Origin of the sequence: Niallia oryzisoli (assembly GCF_036670025.1) — a bacterium.
Classification (GTDB): Bacteria; Bacillota; Bacilli; order Bacillales; family Cytobacillaceae; genus Bacillus_BD; species Bacillus_BD oryzisoli.
Genome location: NZ_CP137640.1, coordinates 1,288,665 through 1,305,042, shown reverse-complemented (window position 1 = coordinate 1,305,042; position 16,378 = coordinate 1,288,665). Strand labels below are relative to the sequence as shown.

The 16,378-nt window shown below is 39.0% G+C and carries 14 protein-coding genes, 1 other RNA gene and 1 other annotated feature; of the genes, 1 reads left to right on the top strand and 14 read right to left on the bottom strand.

All coding sequences use genetic code 11. The annotated features are described in order from the left end of the window. The 12 genes from R4Z09_RS06470 to R4Z09_RS06415 all read right to left on the bottom strand — a co-directional run bounded on the left by R4Z09_RS06470 (nucleotide 1) and on the right by R4Z09_RS06415 (nucleotide 11,941). Nucleotides 1-657 (bottom strand): tetratricopeptide repeat protein, encoded by a 657-nt coding sequence (locus R4Z09_RS06470; protein WP_338451520.1) that lies wholly within the window; start codon nucleotides 655-657, stop codon nucleotides 1-3. A 139-nt stretch (nucleotides 658-796) separates the two neighbouring features. Further along, nucleotides 797-1,912 (bottom strand): tRNA 2-thiouridine(34) synthase MnmA, encoded by a 1,116-nt coding sequence (gene mnmA / locus R4Z09_RS06465; RefSeq protein WP_338451519.1) that lies wholly within the window; start codon nucleotides 1,910-1,912, stop codon nucleotides 797-799. Nucleotides 1,913-1,919: 7 nt separating this feature from the next. Next, entirely contained in the window at nucleotides 1,920-3,065 is a 1,146-nt protein-coding gene (locus tag R4Z09_RS06460) for a cysteine desulfurase family protein (protein ID WP_338451518.1), read from the bottom strand. Nucleotides 3,066-3,098: 33 nt separating this feature from the next. After that, on the bottom strand, nucleotides 3,099-3,518 hold the full coding sequence (gene cymR, locus R4Z09_RS06455) for a cysteine metabolism transcriptional regulator CymR (RefSeq protein WP_338451517.1): 420 nt from the start codon (nucleotides 3,516-3,518) through the stop codon (nucleotides 3,099-3,101). Between the two features lie 189 nt (nucleotides 3,519-3,707). After that, a complete protein-coding gene (locus tag R4Z09_RS06450) occupies nucleotides 3,708-4,994 on the bottom strand; it encodes a replication-associated recombination protein A (RefSeq protein ID WP_338451516.1) in 1,287 nt (428 codons plus the stop codon). 113 nt (nucleotides 4,995-5,107) lie between these two features. Then, nucleotides 5,108-6,067, bottom strand: a complete 960-nt coding sequence (locus R4Z09_RS06445) for an ABC transporter permease (protein ID WP_338451515.1) — start codon at nucleotides 6,065-6,067, stop codon at nucleotides 5,108-5,110. Next, on the bottom strand, nucleotides 6,060-6,986 hold the full coding sequence (locus tag R4Z09_RS06440) for an ABC transporter ATP-binding protein (RefSeq protein WP_338451514.1): 927 nt from the start codon (nucleotides 6,984-6,986) through the stop codon (nucleotides 6,060-6,062). Before R4Z09_RS06440 ends, R4Z09_RS06445 begins: the two co-directional genes overlap by 8 nt. A gap of 106 nt (nucleotides 6,987-7,092) precedes the next feature. Beyond that, nucleotides 7,093-7,857 (bottom strand): tRNA threonylcarbamoyladenosine dehydratase, encoded by a 765-nt coding sequence (locus R4Z09_RS06435; RefSeq protein ID WP_338451513.1) that lies wholly within the window; start codon nucleotides 7,855-7,857, stop codon nucleotides 7,093-7,095. Between the two features lie 159 nt (nucleotides 7,858-8,016). Further along, a non-coding RNA gene (ssrS, locus tag R4Z09_RS06430) (6S RNA) lies at nucleotides 8,017-8,227 on the bottom strand. A 64-nt stretch (nucleotides 8,228-8,291) separates the two neighbouring features. Continuing rightward, entirely contained in the window at nucleotides 8,292-10,061 is a 1,770-nt protein-coding gene (gene aspS / locus R4Z09_RS06425) for an aspartate--tRNA ligase (RefSeq protein WP_338451512.1), read from the bottom strand. A gap of 17 nt (nucleotides 10,062-10,078) precedes the next feature. After that, nucleotides 10,079-11,347, bottom strand: a complete 1,269-nt coding sequence (gene hisS, locus R4Z09_RS06420; protein WP_338451511.1) for a histidine--tRNA ligase — start codon at nucleotides 11,345-11,347, stop codon at nucleotides 10,079-10,081. A gap of 116 nt (nucleotides 11,348-11,463) precedes the next feature. Continuing rightward, nucleotides 11,464-11,710 (bottom strand) — a binding site (T-box leader). Nucleotides 11,711-11,764: 54 nt separating this feature from the next. After that, nucleotides 11,765-11,941, bottom strand: a complete 177-nt coding sequence (locus R4Z09_RS06415; protein ID WP_338451510.1) for a hypothetical protein — start codon at nucleotides 11,939-11,941, stop codon at nucleotides 11,765-11,767. 272 nt (nucleotides 11,942-12,213) lie between these two features. On the opposite strand from R4Z09_RS06415, the gene R4Z09_RS06410 reads away from it, so the two are divergent. Then, on the top strand, nucleotides 12,214-13,572 hold the full coding sequence (locus R4Z09_RS06410; protein ID WP_338451509.1) for an N-acetylmuramoyl-L-alanine amidase: 1,359 nt from the start codon (nucleotides 12,214-12,216) through the stop codon (nucleotides 13,570-13,572). Nucleotides 13,573-13,602: 30 nt separating this feature from the next. Here the strand turns inward: R4Z09_RS06410 and dtd are convergent, their stop codons facing one another. Together dtd and R4Z09_RS06400 are read right to left on the bottom strand one after the other, a co-directional pair. Next, on the bottom strand, nucleotides 13,603-14,040 hold the full coding sequence (dtd, locus tag R4Z09_RS06405; protein WP_338451508.1) for a D-aminoacyl-tRNA deacylase: 438 nt from the start codon (nucleotides 14,038-14,040) through the stop codon (nucleotides 13,603-13,605). Between the two features lie 10 nt (nucleotides 14,041-14,050). Beyond that, nucleotides 14,051-16,246 (bottom strand): bifunctional (p)ppGpp synthetase/guanosine-3',5'-bis(diphosphate) 3'-pyrophosphohydrolase, encoded by a 2,196-nt coding sequence (locus R4Z09_RS06400; protein WP_338451507.1) that lies wholly within the window; start codon nucleotides 16,244-16,246, stop codon nucleotides 14,051-14,053. Nucleotides 16,247-16,378 lie beyond the last annotated feature (132 nt).

Below are 16,378 nucleotides of genomic sequence, written 5' to 3'. Positions count from 1 at the left end.
TTATTGACCAGCCTCTTCAATTAAACGTTTTCCGTTTCCTGCTAAAAGATGATCCGGCTGGATTTGCAAGGCCTTTTCAAACATTTCTAATGCTTTTTCGCCATTTTCCTGAAAACCATATGCCACACCCAAATTATAAAAAGCATCTGCATGCTGTTGATCAATCTCAATACATTTTTCAAATTGTTTAATCGCTTCATTTATATATTGTTGATTTGCTAGACAGAGGCCGTACTGAAAAAACCCTTCAGCATCCTGTTCATTTAATTCCGTGCATCTTTGAAAATAGGGAAGAGCCATCAACGGCTGTTCCAACGCGATCAGGGACATGCCCAGCATAAAAAAGTTATCGGATGAATCCAAGCCTCTTTTCATCGCTGTTTCAAACATTGACTTTGCCTCTCCAAATTGCTCATTCTCGTAATAGACATTACCTGCACTGTAATAGGCTGCAGCTGCATTTTCATCTAATTCAATCGCCTTTTGAAAAAATTGCAGCGCTCTTTCGGTTTCTCCAACAGCAGCGAGAAGATTACCAAAGTTTATATATGATACTGGTTCATTAGGAGTCTCTTCAATTGCCTCCATGAAAACCTTTGCCGCATCCTCCCATTTGCCTTCCTGCATATATTGAATTCCCAGCTGATTTTTATCCAAATTATTCACTCCGTTCGTCTTGTTCAATAAAAAAGTATAGCATACTTTATCACTTGATAAGAACTGGAACCATCAAAAAAGGTGCCATGCATCACAGTCACCCTGTAGATACCTGACACCTTCTATGAGAGCTTTTTTATTACCCTACATATGTGAGTTTTTCAGCATGTTTAAATACTTCATCAATCGTTGCGCCGCCAAGACATTCATCACCATTGTAAAAAACAACTGCTTGTCCAGGTGTAACCGCACGAATCGGTTCCTTGAACACGACTTTTACCTTTTGATCATCTAATAATTCTACTGTGACTTGATTATCAGGCTGGCGGTATCGGAATTTTGCTGTGCATTCAAAGCTTGCCGGCTTTTCTCTATTTGATACCCAGCTTACATTTGCTGCAATGATGGACGTTGAGTATAGTTTCTCATTATGAAAGCTTTGTCCAACATATAGAACGTTTCGTTTTAAATCCTTACCGATCGCAAACCAAGGTTCACCTGCTCCGCCAATCCCAAGTCCATGACGTTGTCCGATTGTATAGTACATTAGACCTTCGTGCTTTCCAACTACTTTTCCATCAAAGGTTTCCATATTCCCGGGCTGAGCAGGTAAATATTGACTTAGGAATGTTTTAAAATTTCGCTCCCCAATAAAGCAAATTCCTGTACTATCCTTTTTTGCTGCTGTAGCCAGTCCTGCTTCTTTTGCAATCTCTCTTACCTTTGCTTTTTCAATCCCGCCTATTGGGAACATCACCTTTGAAAGCTGTTCTTGCGTTAATTGATTTAGAAAATAAGTTTGATCTTTATTATCGTCAACACCGCGGAGCATCTTATATTCTCCGTCGCGATATTCTACCCGTGCATAATGGCCGGTTGCTAAATAATCTGCTCCCAGGTTCATCGCATGCTCTAAAAAGGCCTTAAACTTTATTTCTTTATTGCACATGACATCAGGATTTGGTGTTCTTCCTGCTTTATATTCATCGAGAAAATAGGTAAATACCTTATCCCAGTATTGTTTTTCGAAATTTACCGCATAGTAAGGAATCCCAATTTGGTTGCAGACCCGAATGACATCTTCATAATCCTCCGTCGCTGTACAAACCCCAAACTCGTCTGTATCATCCCAGTTTTTCATAAAAATTCCAATGACATCATATCCCTGCTGCTTTAACAATAGGGCCGCAACAGATGAATCTACACCACCTGACATCCCAACCACTACACGTGTGTCTTTTGGTTCCTTCAACAATTCTCCCTCACTTATTCATTAATCTTTGTACGATTTTCGCCATTTCGCCGCCGACCTTCTTGATTTGGTCAACAGTGTTTGAAATTCCAAAGCTAAAGCGAATTGAGTTCGTCAATTTAGCCGATTCTTTCCCAAACATACTAACAAGAACATGCGAAGGCTCTACTGCACCGGCAGTACAGGCAGAACCGCTTGATGCAGCAATTCCAGCCAAATCAAGGTTAACAAGCAGCGCCTCTACATTTGTATCCGGAAAGCTGATGTTTAGAACATGCGGTAATGCTGTTTCAAGTGTTCCATTAATCGTACATTCAATATCATTTGTTCTTAGTACTTCAATTAGTGTCTCTTTATATAGTCTATACTGATTTCTTCGATTTTCTCTGTCCTCCTCCATCAGTTTGACAGCCTCAAAGAAACCAATGATTGCTGGAACATTCTCTGTACCTGCACGTCTCTTTCTTTCCTGCTCTCCACCAAAAGTACGCGGAGCGAGCTTAACTCCATTTTTTATATAAAGAAATCCAATACCCTTCGGTCCGTTTATCTTATGAGCAGATGCGCTTAATAAATCCACCTGCAGCTCATTGACATCAATCTTTTCCATTCCGTAAGCCTGGACAGCATCGGTATGAAACACAGCCTGATGTGATGAAAGAATTTGACCAATTTCGGCAATCGGCTGGATGGTTCCTACTTCATTATTCCCATACATAATCGTGACGAGAATGGTATCATCTCGTAATGAATCTTGAAAATCCTTTACCGATATTACACCAGTTTCATCAACAGGTAAATACGTCACCTCATAGCCTCTTTTTCCCAATTCTTCACAAGCATGTAAAACAGCATGATGTTCAATGGCTGTTGTAATAATATGTTTACCTTTTTCCTTATTCGCCTCAGCAGCTCCAAAAATAGCATTATTATCAGCTTCCGTTCCGCCGCTTGTAAAAATCAGCTCTGTTTCCATGGCTCCAATGCTTCGGGCAATTCCAAGCCTTGCTTCATCAACAATTTTCCGCGCTTCACGGCCATAGGAATGAATACTTGAGGGATTACCGAAATACTGTGCCATCGTTACTGTCATTTTTTCAATGACTGCCGGATGCATGGGAGTCGTCGCCGCATGATCGACATAAATCCGTTCCAAATCTTTCACCTTCTTATCTTGATCCGCTATGGATTAAATATAAAACATATAGGAGTCAATTTCACCTTCATCTTTATGATTGGCTAAATCCTGAATCGTCGTATTATCAAGGACATCTTTTACTGCGTCCCTTATTCTTATCCATAATGCCCGTTTTACCGGTTCTTCATCCTCAATTCCTTCAACAGGTGTAATCGGTCCTTCGAGAACACGAATAATATCTCCTGAAGTAATGTTAGACGGATCATCGGCTAAAATGTAACCCCCGTAAGCACCGCGGATACTTTTTACTAAACCAGCGTTCCTGAGCGGAGCAATCAACTGTTCTAAATAATGTTCAGATAAATCATTTGCCTGTGCAATCGATTTTAACGATACTGGTCCATCACCATATTTTTTGGCCAATTCAATCATAATTGTCAAACCGTAGCGGCCCTTTGTAGAAATTTTCATTTCTTAACACCTCTCTCAATTCAATTCGTTAAGATGGATAAGTATATGGATGAATTCTTCTAAATACATATCAATAAAAAATCCGATGGATTAAACATACTATATAGATAAACTTAATCTATTATATCATAATATCCGGGTTACTTGCAGGCTTTCGCCTGAGGCAGATAGGATCGCCTTCAGATCTGCCTATTTCCCTTTTTTAAATTCCTCCAGCCTTTCATAAATCGCAGCAAATCGTTTTTCTTCCCCTGCTTCAACCGGGTGGTAATATTTAGTACCTTTTAAATTAGACGGTAAATATTCCTGATTCACCCAGCCGCCAAAGGTTCCGATTGGATAGTCATGTGGATATTGATAACCAACATGCCCAAGTACCTTTGCACCTGAATAATGGGCATCCCGTAAATGTTTAGGTATTTCCCCTACTTTTCCAGATCGTATTCCTTCTATCGCTGCATCCAATGCTTTATAAGCAGAATTTGATTTAGTGGATAAACACATTTCAACAACAGCCGCTGCCAGCGGTATTCTCGCTTCCGGCATGCCTAGACGTTCAGAAGCTGTTACGGCCGCTAATACACGGCCGCCGACAGCTGGATTGGCAAGTCCGATATCCTCATAGGCAATCACAAGCAATCTTCTATTAACCGATACTAAATCACCCGTTTCTAATAAATGAGCCAAGTAATAGAGGGCTGCATTCACATCACTGCCACGGATGCTTTTTTGTAAACTAGATAATAAATTATAATAGTGAGAGCCTTTTTTATCTCCGTACACACCGGCTTTTTTGATCATTCTATCGATGGTATCATTTTGAATCTTATATGTATTCTCAATGATATCAGAGGAATAAACGATGGATTCAAGCATCGTAAGTGATTTTCTGGCATCTCCTGCCGCGCCTTCAGCAATATCTTCGATCTGCTTATCCGTAATGTCAATCGATAGATTTCCAAGTCCCCTTTGGTCATCTGCTAATGCCCTTTTGATCAGTTCTTTAATATCTTCCTTTGAAAGTCTTGTCAATTGCAGAATTTGCCCACAGCGGCTGCGAATCGCCGGATTCACATCATGAAAGGGATTTTCCGTTGTTGCCCCAATTAAGACTATGGTTCCATTCTCTACGTGCGGGAGAAGATAATCCTGCTGCGCTTTATTAAACCGATGGATTTCATCTAAAAAGAGAATCAGTTTTCCCGTTAATCGTGCTTCTTGAACAACCTCTTCTACATCCTTTTTTCCCGAGGTTGTAGCGTTTAAAGCCACAAAAGGGAGCTTAGTTGTACCTGCTATGGCAAAGGCAAGTGAGGTCTTCCCAATTCCAGGCTCCCCGTATAACAGCATCGAAGGTACATAACCGTTTTTAATCATTTTATATAAACTTGTATTTTTCCCGATTATCTCCTTTTGCCCGATTACTTCTTCGACTGTAGTCGGACGCATTCGAAAGGCAAGCGGTTCTCCATTCAATCCCAAAACCCCCAGTACATTTCTGCTTTCATTATAGACTAAAGTATGGTGTCAGGCACTTACAAAGCACCTTTTCAAGCTATTTGTACTTTTCAGACGGACAATCCCATTTGTTAAGCAGAAACATCACGCTTTTTGAAAACAATATACGCTAAATAAAGAAATAGAATAAAATAAATCAGTAACATGAATACTGAAAATGGAAGTGACATACCTTCCACCATCGGTGTGCCTGTGTAATATTGCATTAAATCAGTGTTAGCAAATAATAAAAATTTTGCCCATGAAAATTTCAAGGCAATTAATTCTGTTGCCTGTCTGCCTGTAAACATGAAAAAAAGCGATAATCCAATGGCAAGTGAATTATTGCGGAAAACCGCTGATATCATAAATGCCATTGTTGAAAGCATAAACATACTTGTAGATTGCAAAATAAAGATAATAAATAAATGCAAGGGCATGCTTTGTTCTGTAACCACCCCTTCATAGTAGTTTAAATAGGGGGTTGGATGTTCTGGTAATCCGAATAAAAGCGCTCCTAACAATGCTGAGAAACTAAATAAGATGAAAAGCATTAAAAATCCAAATAACAGAACCGTCATAAATTTAGCAGCCAGTATTTTCGCACGTTTAATAGGTCGTATCAAAAGGAGCTTAATAGTCCCCCAGTTAAATTCACTTGCAATAATTCCAGCCGCAATAATTATTGTGAACAAACCTGCAAATTCAATCATAAATGTAGTGTCATTTACGAAGCTCCAAAGCGAATATTCTTCATTCGGTGAAATCTGATTTTTAATTCTATATTCATTCAAAGCAATCTGTCTTTCATAAGGAAGAATGGTGTTTTTCGGCACCGCATCTCCCATCTCTTCTAGCTGTTTCCTCATACTGTCATTTTCTAATAGCAAGCCCTGCTCCCAGTTCTGATTATCCGGAACAGATCCGCCGCGTTCCTGGTATTTAATAAATGCGCCTGTTACCAAAACCATAAAGAGCAGGAGACCAATCATGACATAGGTCCCTTTTTGTTGGAAAATTTTCATCCACTCATTTTTGATTAAATTAAACATGAATACGGTCCGCCTTTTCTCTTGTTATTTCCAAAAAGCGATCTTCTAATGTTTTTGTCACTTCCTGAACCCGAAAGATATCAATATGGTTTTCAACCAGCAACCTAACAATGCCGGGTATCTGTTCTTTTGAAATTAATAAATGGATTTCATTTTCCAACTGTTTTATATGAATGGTAGGATAAGAGCCCGAAATAACCTGTATGGCTTTTACTGAATCAGCCGTTTCAAAGACAACAACATGATCTGAACCTTCCAAGAAATTTTGAACTCGCTGGACATCAATTAGCTTTCCATGTTGAATGATCGCGATGCGGTCACACATCATTTCCATTTCTAATAACAAATGACTCGATACGATAACAGCCATATTTTTTTCTTTGGCCAGATATCGAAGATGATCGCGAATCTCTCTTATTCCAGCGGGGTCCAGGCCATTTGTCGGTTCATCAAGAATTAATACATCCGGTTCATGTAAAAGACACTGGGCTAGGCCCAGTCGTTGTCTCATTCCTAAGGAATAGGTTTTTACCTTATCATGTATTCGTTCAGTCAAACCAACTAATTCAACTATCTCAAATATTTTCTTTTTATTAATTCCGTTTGACATGCGGGCATAATGCAGTAAATTCTGATAGCCTGTAAGAAATTTATACATTTCTGGGTTTTCTATAATAGCTCCAATATGACTTACAGCCTGTTCAAAATCGTTTGTAATACTTTTGCCTGCGATTTCAATATCACCTTCTGATATACCGATTAGACCAACCATCATGCGAATGGTCGTTGTCTTACCCGCGCCATTTGGTCCTAAAAAACCGAAAACTTCTCCCTTATGTACCTCAAAGCTGATAGAATCAATAATCGTCCTGTTTTTAATTACCTTTGTTACTTTATTCAACTTAACAATTCCAGTCATTATAAACTCCTCCCAATGCCTACAGGTTAAAAACCATTTTTCAGCCATAAAGCTTAATTCCATTTTCCACGTCATCATTATTGGTCACATAAAAAAGACGCCCCATTTAAGCGTCTTTTACCGTACTGATTTTGATGTCACTCAGCAGCTCTCTAACAACGTAACTAGCCATGATAAGGCCTGCAACGGACGGAACAAATGCATTGGAGGATGGCGGCATTTTTGCCTTGCGGATTTCTGCGTCGTCTTTTCCAACCACTTTTCGAACATCCTCCCTGATGACAATCGGACTTTCATCTGAAAATACAACAGGAATTCCTTTTCTAATCCCTTCTTTTCTTAATCTTGTCCGAATGACTTTTGCGATTGGATCAGTATGTGTCTTCGAAATATCAGCAATCTGGAAACGGGTTGGATCCATTTTATTCGCTGCACCCATGCTTGAAATAATCGGGATGTTTCTATTCAAACATTCTTTCATTAAATGAATTTTATAAGATATAGTATCAGAAGCATCGATGACAAAATCAAGATTATAGGCAAAAATTTCTTCATATGTTTCTTCTGTATAGAACATTTTCAAATCAATTACTTCGCAATCGGGATTAATATCGGCTATCCTTTCTTTCATTAATTCTGCTTTAGGTCTTCCAACGGTAGAAAGTAAAGCGATGACCTGACGATTCACATTTGTAATATCAACAACATCTTTATCAATAAGTACTAGCTTGCCTACTCCGGAACGGGCAAGCGCTTCGGCAGAAAAGGAACCGACACCGCCAATTCCAAGAACGGCCACAGTACTGTTCTTTAGCTTTTCTAACCCTTCTTTACCAATTGCTAATTCATTACGAGAAAATTGATGTAACATTATACCAACTCCATTTGCAACTTCGATTACTTTTAGATTTCCTGTTTAAGACTATAACATACTGTCTTTTTATAACAAGTATGCTGAGAAGAATTATTGACTAAATTTCATCAAAAAAACCACGTCAATCAGACATGGTTTTTACTTCATATGTATGAGAAGAGCCCCAATTATGCCGTCGCTTTTAAGCCTTTGTTTGAACCCGCACTTAGCAGGTGGGTGTTCTATTCCAGTTATTGTAAGTCCCGAGTAAGAACTTTACGAATGTAAGTCCTTAGGTAAGGCATGTACGCTAATTGGAAACTCCGAACTCCCAAAGGTAAAATGTTCGGTCAAACGATAGGTTTTACATCGGACACATCAGGACTCTTTTCTTATTTTTATGATAGCATATTGCTTTTAAGCATTCAAGAATACGAAAACAGCTCTTTTTGTCATTTAATGACTGTTGATGCAAGCTGTAATTCAAGCAATTGTGCAGGACTTACTTCTGAAGGTGCATTTGTTAATAAATCGCTTGCGCTAGCAGTTTTAGGGAATGCAATTGTATCGCGTAAATTATTTCTGCCCGTTAACAGCATCACCATGCGGTCTAGACCTAAGGCAATTCCGCCATGCGGAGGTGTTCCATAGTCAAACGCATCAAGTAAAAATCCAAACTGCTCGTTCGCTTCTTCCTCTGTGAAACCTAAAGCCTTGAACATTTTATTTTGAACATCTCTTTCAAAAATTCTTAGTGAACCACCACCAAGCTCATATCCGTTTAAGACAATATCGTAGGCTTGAGCACGTACCTTGCTTGGCTCACTCTCAAGCAGATCAATATCTTCTCTAGCAGGCATCGTAAACGGATGGTGTGCTGCAGAATAACGGCCGGTGTCTTCATCATACTCAAGTAATGGCCAATCTGTAACCCAAAGGAAGTTGAATTTACTTTCGTCAATTAAATTTAGATCCTTGGCAATTTTAACACGCAGCGCACCAAGAGCATCTGCTACAACTTTTTTCTTATCTGCAACAAATAGAATTAAATCATCTTTTTCAACTGCTAAAATACGGTTAACCGCAGCTAATTCTTCTTCGCTAAAGAATTTAACAATCGGACCCTTCAAGCCGTCGTCTTCTGCTTTAAGCCAAGCAAGTCCTTTTGCTCCATATCTTGCAGCAAATTCTGTAAGTCCATCAATATCTTTTCTTGAATAGTTGGAAGCACCCTTTTTAACATTAATTGCTTTTACCTGTCCGCCTGTTGAAACAGCTCCGGCAAAAACTTTAAAATTAGAGCTTTGAAAAACTTCAGATAGATCTGTAAGCTTTAGCTCAAATCTTGTATCAGGTTTATCTGAACCATAGCTGCCCATTGCCTCATCATATGGAATACGCGGGAATGGTACTGAGATATCAATTCCTTTTACTTCCTTCATAATTCTTTGCATCATGTTCTCAATCATGGTTTGAATGTCTTCAGCACTCATGAAGCTCGTCTCAATATCCAATTGTGTAAATTCAGGCTGACGGTCTGCACGAAGATCCTCATCACGGAAACAGCGGGCAATTTGGTAATAGCGTTCAACACCGCTGACCATTAACATCTGCTTGAAAAGCTGTGGTGACTGCGGCAGCGCATAAAACTCGCCTGGATGGACACGGCTTGGTACAAGATAATCTCTCGCACCCTCTGGAGTACTTTTTGTTAAAATCGGTGTCTCAATATCAAGGAATCCTTCACTGTCTAGAAAATCACGCATGACTTTTGTTACTTGGTGACGCATTTTTAAAGTATTAAACATAACCGGTCTTCTTAAATCAAGATAACGATATTTTAAGCGGACATCCTCTGAAACTTCCACATCATCTTCAATCATAAACGGCGGTGTCTTCGATTCATTAATAATCGTCATTTGTTCAACTTGAACTTCAATTTTACCAGTACTTAAATTAGGGTTAAAAGTAGATTCATCCCTTGCAATAACAGTACCTACTACATCAACAACATATTCACTGCGGACTTTTTCCGCAACTTCCAATGCTTCCTTTGAAGTTTCCGGATTAAATACTACTTGTACAATTCCAGTCCGGTCACGTAAATGGATAAAAATAACTCCGCCAAGATCACGGCGTCTTTGTACCCAGCCCTTTAAGTTTACTTTTTCTCCAATTGCACTTTCCGGCACTTCGCCACAAAAATAAGTTCTTCCAAACATTTTCCCTTTTCCTCCTATTACTGTAATTCTTGGAATTTCTCCACAAAGTTTTCTAAATCCATTTCCCACTGTTCCCCAGTTTCCATTCTCTTTACAAGAATCCGCTTTTCCTTTAGCTCGTTATCACCCAATATAGCAACAAACTTTGCATGTAAGCGGTCAGCTGCTTTCATTTGCGCTTTGATTTTTCGGTCTAAATAATCCCTTTCGGCTGAAAAACCTGCCAAACGGAGCTTTTGCAAAAGCCCAACGGTATAGTCCTTTGCTTCATCACCTAAAGAAACGAGGAAGCAATCAATTCCTTTGTTAAGCGGAAGATCGACTTCTTCTGCTTTTAAGGCAGCAATGAATCGTTCAATACTGAAGGCGAAACCGATTCCCGGTGTTTCAGGACCCCCGATCTCTTCTGTCAGCCCATTGTACCTTCCGCCGCCGCATAGGGTTGTAATGGCACCGAATCCTTCTGCATCACTCATGATTTCAAATGCCGTATGATTATAATAATCAAGTCCCCTGACAAGATTAGGATCAACCGTAAAAGGAATATTCAAATCAGTCAAATACTGTTGAACTTTCTCAAAGTATTCTTTTGATTCTTCATTTAGATAATCAATGATAGAAGGAGCTGATTTCATAAGCTCATGATCACGGTCTTGCTTACAATCAAGAATCCGCATTGGATTTTTTTCCAAACGATTTTGACAATCCCGGCAAAACTCGCTGATTCGCGGCTCGAAATGCTGGATCAGTGCACTGCGGTGTGCCAGACGGCTTTCTTTATCACCAAGGCTGTTAATAATCAGCTTTAATTTTCTAAGCCCTAGACTGTTATAGATGGACATAGCCAGTGCAATGACTTCTGCATCAATGGCCGGATCTTTACTTCCAAGGGCTTCAACACCAAACTGAACAAACTGGCGAAAACGTCCTGCCTGTGGTCTTTCATAGCGGAACATCGGTCCCATATAATATAATTTAACAGGCTGATTTGGATCACCGTACATTTTATGCTCTACAAACGAACGAACCGCAGCGGCTGTTCCTTCAGGCCTTAATGTCAAACTACGTCCACCACGGTCCTCAAATGTATACATTTCCTTCTGAACGACATCTGTTGTTTCGCCGACTCCTCTTGTAAACAGCTCAGTGTGTTCAAATATTGGAGTTCGAATTTCTCTGTATTGAAACTTCTCACAAAGCTCACGTGCTTTTTTTTCGATTAACTGCCACTTTTCTACTTCTCCCGGCAGTATATCCTGAGTTCCTCTAGGTATCTGGATCGACATAAACCTACGAAACCTCCTTGTATGCAAAATTAATAAACCTATATGTGAAATGTTATAATAGGCTGTTGCAAAAAAATTTTATAATAAAAAAGCTCCCGTCTCCTTGTATGATTTATACAAGGGACGAGAGCATAAATTCCCGTGGTACCACCCTAATTTGAAGCAATATGTATGCATTACTTCACACTTTTTCCGTTAACGCCTGTATACGTTCATCACCTACTAAAGAAATAGTTTTTCTCGTTCAGCGCGAAGCCTCGGAAGTGTTCTTCATTTAGTCAGCATGCAGAAACACTTTCAGCCTGCGGTGTTTCCTCTCTATTCATGTGGGGCTAAATTACTTTTCTTCGTCTACGGCAATATTCACATTATCTACATAATATTACGAAGCTTCTCGAAAATTGTCAATAGTTGTAGTTAATTTCTTTCCATTTGCTTTTTTAACTTTTTGACATCCTGTGGAGATAACCCAAATTCAGAAGCGAATTCAACTGTTTGAGCATTCTGTTCTTTTTGCGTCAGATCATGAAAATCTACACCATTCAATTGGTTGTCCCCTGAAAGAGCTGACATTCCCTTATCTCCGTGCCGCATCGTCATCCACCCTTACTAAGTTTCTATTTTTGTATGTCATTTCACTTCTTTAGATAGCTTTCCCAAATTAGCTTTTATAATTTCATAAAATGAGATAATTTCTTCAGAAAAAACTAAAAAAAGACTGAAATAATCCGATACTAGAGAAGGGATATTGGCTGTTAAAATAGAAGTAATTTTTCATGCAGGAATGTTCAGTTTGTAAGGAACAACAAACAAAGGGAATAAAACACAGAATATATCCCGAATAGAACAAAGGGAGGGAACTGAATTTGCAAAAGAAGAAATTGATCTTTCTTATCTGCATCGCTCTCTGTTTTCCATGGTTTGAAGCGATAACCATCACAGAAGCGGCAGGTAAAACCATCACGGTCGGAGCGGATAATCTAAATGTCAGAAGTGGTCCGGGCCTTGAATATGAAGTTGTGGCCACCTTAAATAATGGTGAGGTTTATTCTATTGTGAAAGAGGAAGATGAATGGTCGCAAATACTGCTGGATAATGATAAGAAAGGCTGGGTCGCTAATTACCTTATTGCAAAAATTGATGGGGACTCCTCATCAACCACAGACGAAAAACAAGAAAATGAGAAGTCAGCAAATACAGGACTTATAAACGTTAATTCCTTAAATTTCCGCACTGCTCCATCATTAGATGCAGCAATTGTTGGTAAGCTTGACCAAGGTACAGTGGTAACCATTCTATCTGAGCGTGACAATTGGGTTGAGATTCAATATGCTGAACAAATTGGTTGGGTTTCAGAGGAATATATTCAAACGTCAGACGAAGAAGAGCAAAGTAATGGAACTGAACAAACGCTGGAAAATTCAACATTAACGATTTTACATAACGGGACCAATATAAGAAAAAATCCAAATACACAATCAACCATTCTTGTACGGGCAAATAAAGGCGATACTTTTAAAGTGAATCGCTTTGAAAATGACTGGTATGAAATTCAATTATCAGACGGACAAATGGGTTATGTGGCCAGCTGGGTTGTTTCTGCCGAAGAAGAAGAAAAAGAAAATGAAAAAGAAATGAATGAAACAACAATCAATCAAGAGACGAATACAGATTGGGAACAATACTTAAAAAACAAAAAAATCGTGATCGATCCTGGCCATGGCGGAAAAGATGATGGGACAACAGGTACAAAAGGTACATTGGAAAAAGAACTTACATTAGAAACCGCCCGCCATTTATTTGACAAGCTAAAAGCAGCTGGTGCAGATGTCACATTAACAAGGCAGCGGGACAAGTATTTAAATCTGCCGTACCGTGTCAACGTGGCAAATGAGCAAAATGCAGATGCTTTTATCAGCCTCCATTATGACAGCAGTAAAAATGAAAGCGTCCGAGGATTAACAACCTATTATTATTATCCTTGGCAAAAAGAACTCGCCATCAACATTCACTCAGCCATTATTGATGAAACCGAGATGAAAGACCGCGGAACTCGCTTTGGCGACTACTATGTCATCCGTGAAAATAATAAAAAAGCAGTTTTAATTGAATTAGGATATTTAAGCAATCCACGTGAGGAATTACAAGTCCAATCAAACCAATATCAGGAATCGGCAGCAACAGGAATTTATGAAGGACTTGCCAGATATTTTAAAGAAAATTAACAAAAAAAGAGAGCAGCTTTGCTCTCTTTTTTAGCTTTCCAAAATTAATGTCACAGGACCATCATTGACAAGAGAAACATCCATCATGGCACCAAACTCCCCTGTTTCAACCTGGACTCCTTTTTCCTTTAACAGCTCATTAAAACGAAGATATAACGTTAAGGCATGGTCCGGCTTTGCCGCATCCATAAAATTAGGTCTTCTTCCTTTACGGCAATCTCCATATAAAGTAAACTGCGAGACCGATAAAATACTTCCTCCCTTATCTAATAAGGAAAGATTCATTTTATTATTTTCATCTTCAAAAATTCTTAAGTTTACAATTTTATCAGCTAAATAAGCTGCATCTTCTTCTGTATCCTGATGTGTAACACCAACAAGCAACACGAGACCGTTTTCTATTTTCCCGACAACCTGTTCATTTACTGTCACACTTGCTTCTTTACTTCTTTGTACTACAACTCGCATCTTTTCCACCTTAATTCATGATTCTTCGCACAGCATAAAGATCAGGAATTTGCTTAATCCGGTCTACTACTTTTTGTAAATGGCTTACATTGTGGATAGAAATGGACATCGTAATCGTCACCATTTTATTGCGGTCTGTCCGGCCGGATACCGTTGAAATATCTGTCTTTGATTCATTAACAGCCTGAAGAACTTCGTTAAGAAGACCTCTTCTGTCAAAACCAGTAATTTCAATTTCCACATTGTATTCCTTCTTGTCGTTTAAACCTGATTCCCATTCAACCGGTATGAGCCTTTCCTTGGCATCATCCGTCACGATATTTGGACAATCCTTACGATGAACCGAAACTCCTCTGCCCTTTGTAATAAAGCCAACAATTTCGTCACCAGGGACTGGATTACAGCAGCGTGAAAGACGAATTAATAGATTGTCGATTCCTTCTACGCGGACACCTGATTCCCGTTTTTTCTTTGTCGGAAAGGTTTTTAATTCCGAAACAGCATTAGTAAGATTGGCCACCTGTTCCTGATCACGTTTTTTACGCCATTTTTCCGTTAACCGATTGGCTACCTGCAAAGCCGTTATGCCATTATAGCCTACTGCTGCATACATATCCTCTTCATTGGAAAAATTAAACTTTTCAACGACACGTTTAACATTTTCAGGTGTTAAAATTTCCTTTAAATCAAACTCCATAAGCTTGATTTCTTTTTCCACCTGCTCACGGCCTTTAATAATATTTTCTTCTCTTCTTTGTTTCTTAAAGAAGGCCCTGATTTTATTCTTTGCCTGTGATGTTTGGGCAAGCTTCAACCAATCCTGACTTGGCCCATAGGAATGTTTGGATGTCAAAATTTCTAATATATCTCCCGTTTTCAATTTATAATCGAGAGTAACCATCTTCCCATTCACTTTCGCTCCGATTGTTTTATTTCCAATTTCGGAATGAATTCGGTAAGCAAAATCAATTGGTACCGAACCCGCCGGGAGCTCAATGACATCACCCTTTGGCGTAAAAACAAATACCATATCAGAAAACAAGTCAACTTTCAACGACTCCATAAATTCTTCGGCATTTATTGTATCGTCCTGAAATTCAAGAATTTCACGGAACCATGTCAATTTATCTTCAAAGGTTGAATTTTCCTGTAATGTTTTTCCTTCTTTATAAGCCCAGTGTGCCGCAATCCCAAATTCAGCAATTCGATGCATCTCAACGGTACGAATTTGTACTTCAAGCGGGTCACCCTTAGGACCAATTACCGTTGTATGCAATGATTGGTACATATTCGGTTTCGGCATCGCAATATAATCTTTAAATCGGCCCGGCATTGGTTTCCAGCACGTATGAATAATACCTAACACAGCATAGCAGTCTTTAATCGAATTGACTACAATCCGAATCGCTAGTAAATCATAGATTTCATTAAATTGTTTGTTTTGTCGGGCCATTTTACGATAGATGCTGTAAATATGCTTTGGACGGCCGGACATTTCCGCTTTAATGCCTACCTCTTCCATGTGCTTTTGCAGCTCCACAATGACTTCGTCTAAATATTGCTCACGTTCCGCCCGTTTCTTTTTCATAAGGTTAACAATACGATAATATTGCTGCGGATTTAAATACCGTAAAGCAGTATCTTCAAGCTCCCATTTGATCGTAGAAATTCCCAGTCGATTCGCTAATGGAGCAAAGATTTCCAATGTTTCATTGGCAATACGACGTTGTTTTTCTGCTGGCAAATGCTTTAATGTCCGCATATTATGAAGCCTATCTGCCAATTTAATCATAATAACGCGAATATCTTGTGCCATGGCCACAAACATCTTCCGATGATTCTCTGCCTGTTGTTCCTCGTGAGATTTATATTTAATTTTACCGAGCTTTGTAACACCATCGACGAGCATGGCCACTTCATCGCTAAAGGCTTCTTTTATATCTTGTAGAGAAGCTTCTGTATCTTCAACAACGTCGTGGAGGAAGCCAGCTGCTACCGTAGAAGGATCCATTTCTAAGTCTGCAAGGATTCCTGCGACCTGGATTGGATGAATAATATACGGCTCACCTGATTTTCTGTATTGTAAACGATGTGCATGTTTGGCAAATTCATACGCCCTTCGAACCAACTCTACATCCTCATCGTCTAAATATCCCCTTGTTCTATCGATGACTTGTTCGGCGGTTAATACTTGATCGTTCGCCATAAAATCACCTTTTTAAGTAAATGTATTTAAAAATCCATCTATAACTAATATGAAGTATAAAATAAAATGATTGTTATTATTATCGAAAAAAAATGATGAGATGTAAAGAGAATGTATGTTATTTTTCAGTTT

Bases quoted from the DNA above. Each gene is read 5' to 3' on its own strand.
- hisS (WP_338451511.1), bottom strand. From the start codon at position 11,347: ATGTCGATCCAGATACCTAGAGGAACTCAGGATATACTGCCGGGAGAA.
- dtd (WP_338451508.1), bottom strand. From the start codon at position 14,040: ATGCGAGTTGTAGTACAAAGAAGTAAAGAAGCAAGTGTGACAGTAAAT.
- R4Z09_RS06440 (WP_338451514.1), bottom strand. From the start codon at position 6,986: ATGACTGGAATTGTTAAGTTGAATAAAGTAACAAAGGTAATTAAAAAC.
- aspS (WP_338451512.1), bottom strand. From the start codon at position 10,061: ATGTTTGGAAGAACTTATTTTTGTGGCGAAGTGCCGGAAAGTGCAATT.
- cymR (WP_338451517.1), bottom strand. From the start codon at position 3,518: ATGAAAATTTCTACAAAGGGCCGCTACGGTTTGACAATTATGATTGAA.
- R4Z09_RS06435 (WP_338451513.1), bottom strand. From the start codon at position 7,857: ATGTTACATCAATTTTCTCGTAATGAATTAGCAATTGGTAAAGAAGGG.
- R4Z09_RS06445 (WP_338451515.1), bottom strand. From the start codon at position 6,067: ATGTTTAATTTAATCAAAAATGAGTGGATGAAAATTTTCCAACAAAAA.
- R4Z09_RS06415 (WP_338451510.1), bottom strand. From the start codon at position 11,941: ATGCGGCACGGAGATAAGGGAATGTCAGCTCTTTCAGGGGACAACCAA.
- R4Z09_RS06400 (WP_338451507.1), bottom strand. From the start codon at position 16,246: ATGGCGAACGATCAAGTATTAACCGCCGAACAAGTCATCGATAGAACA.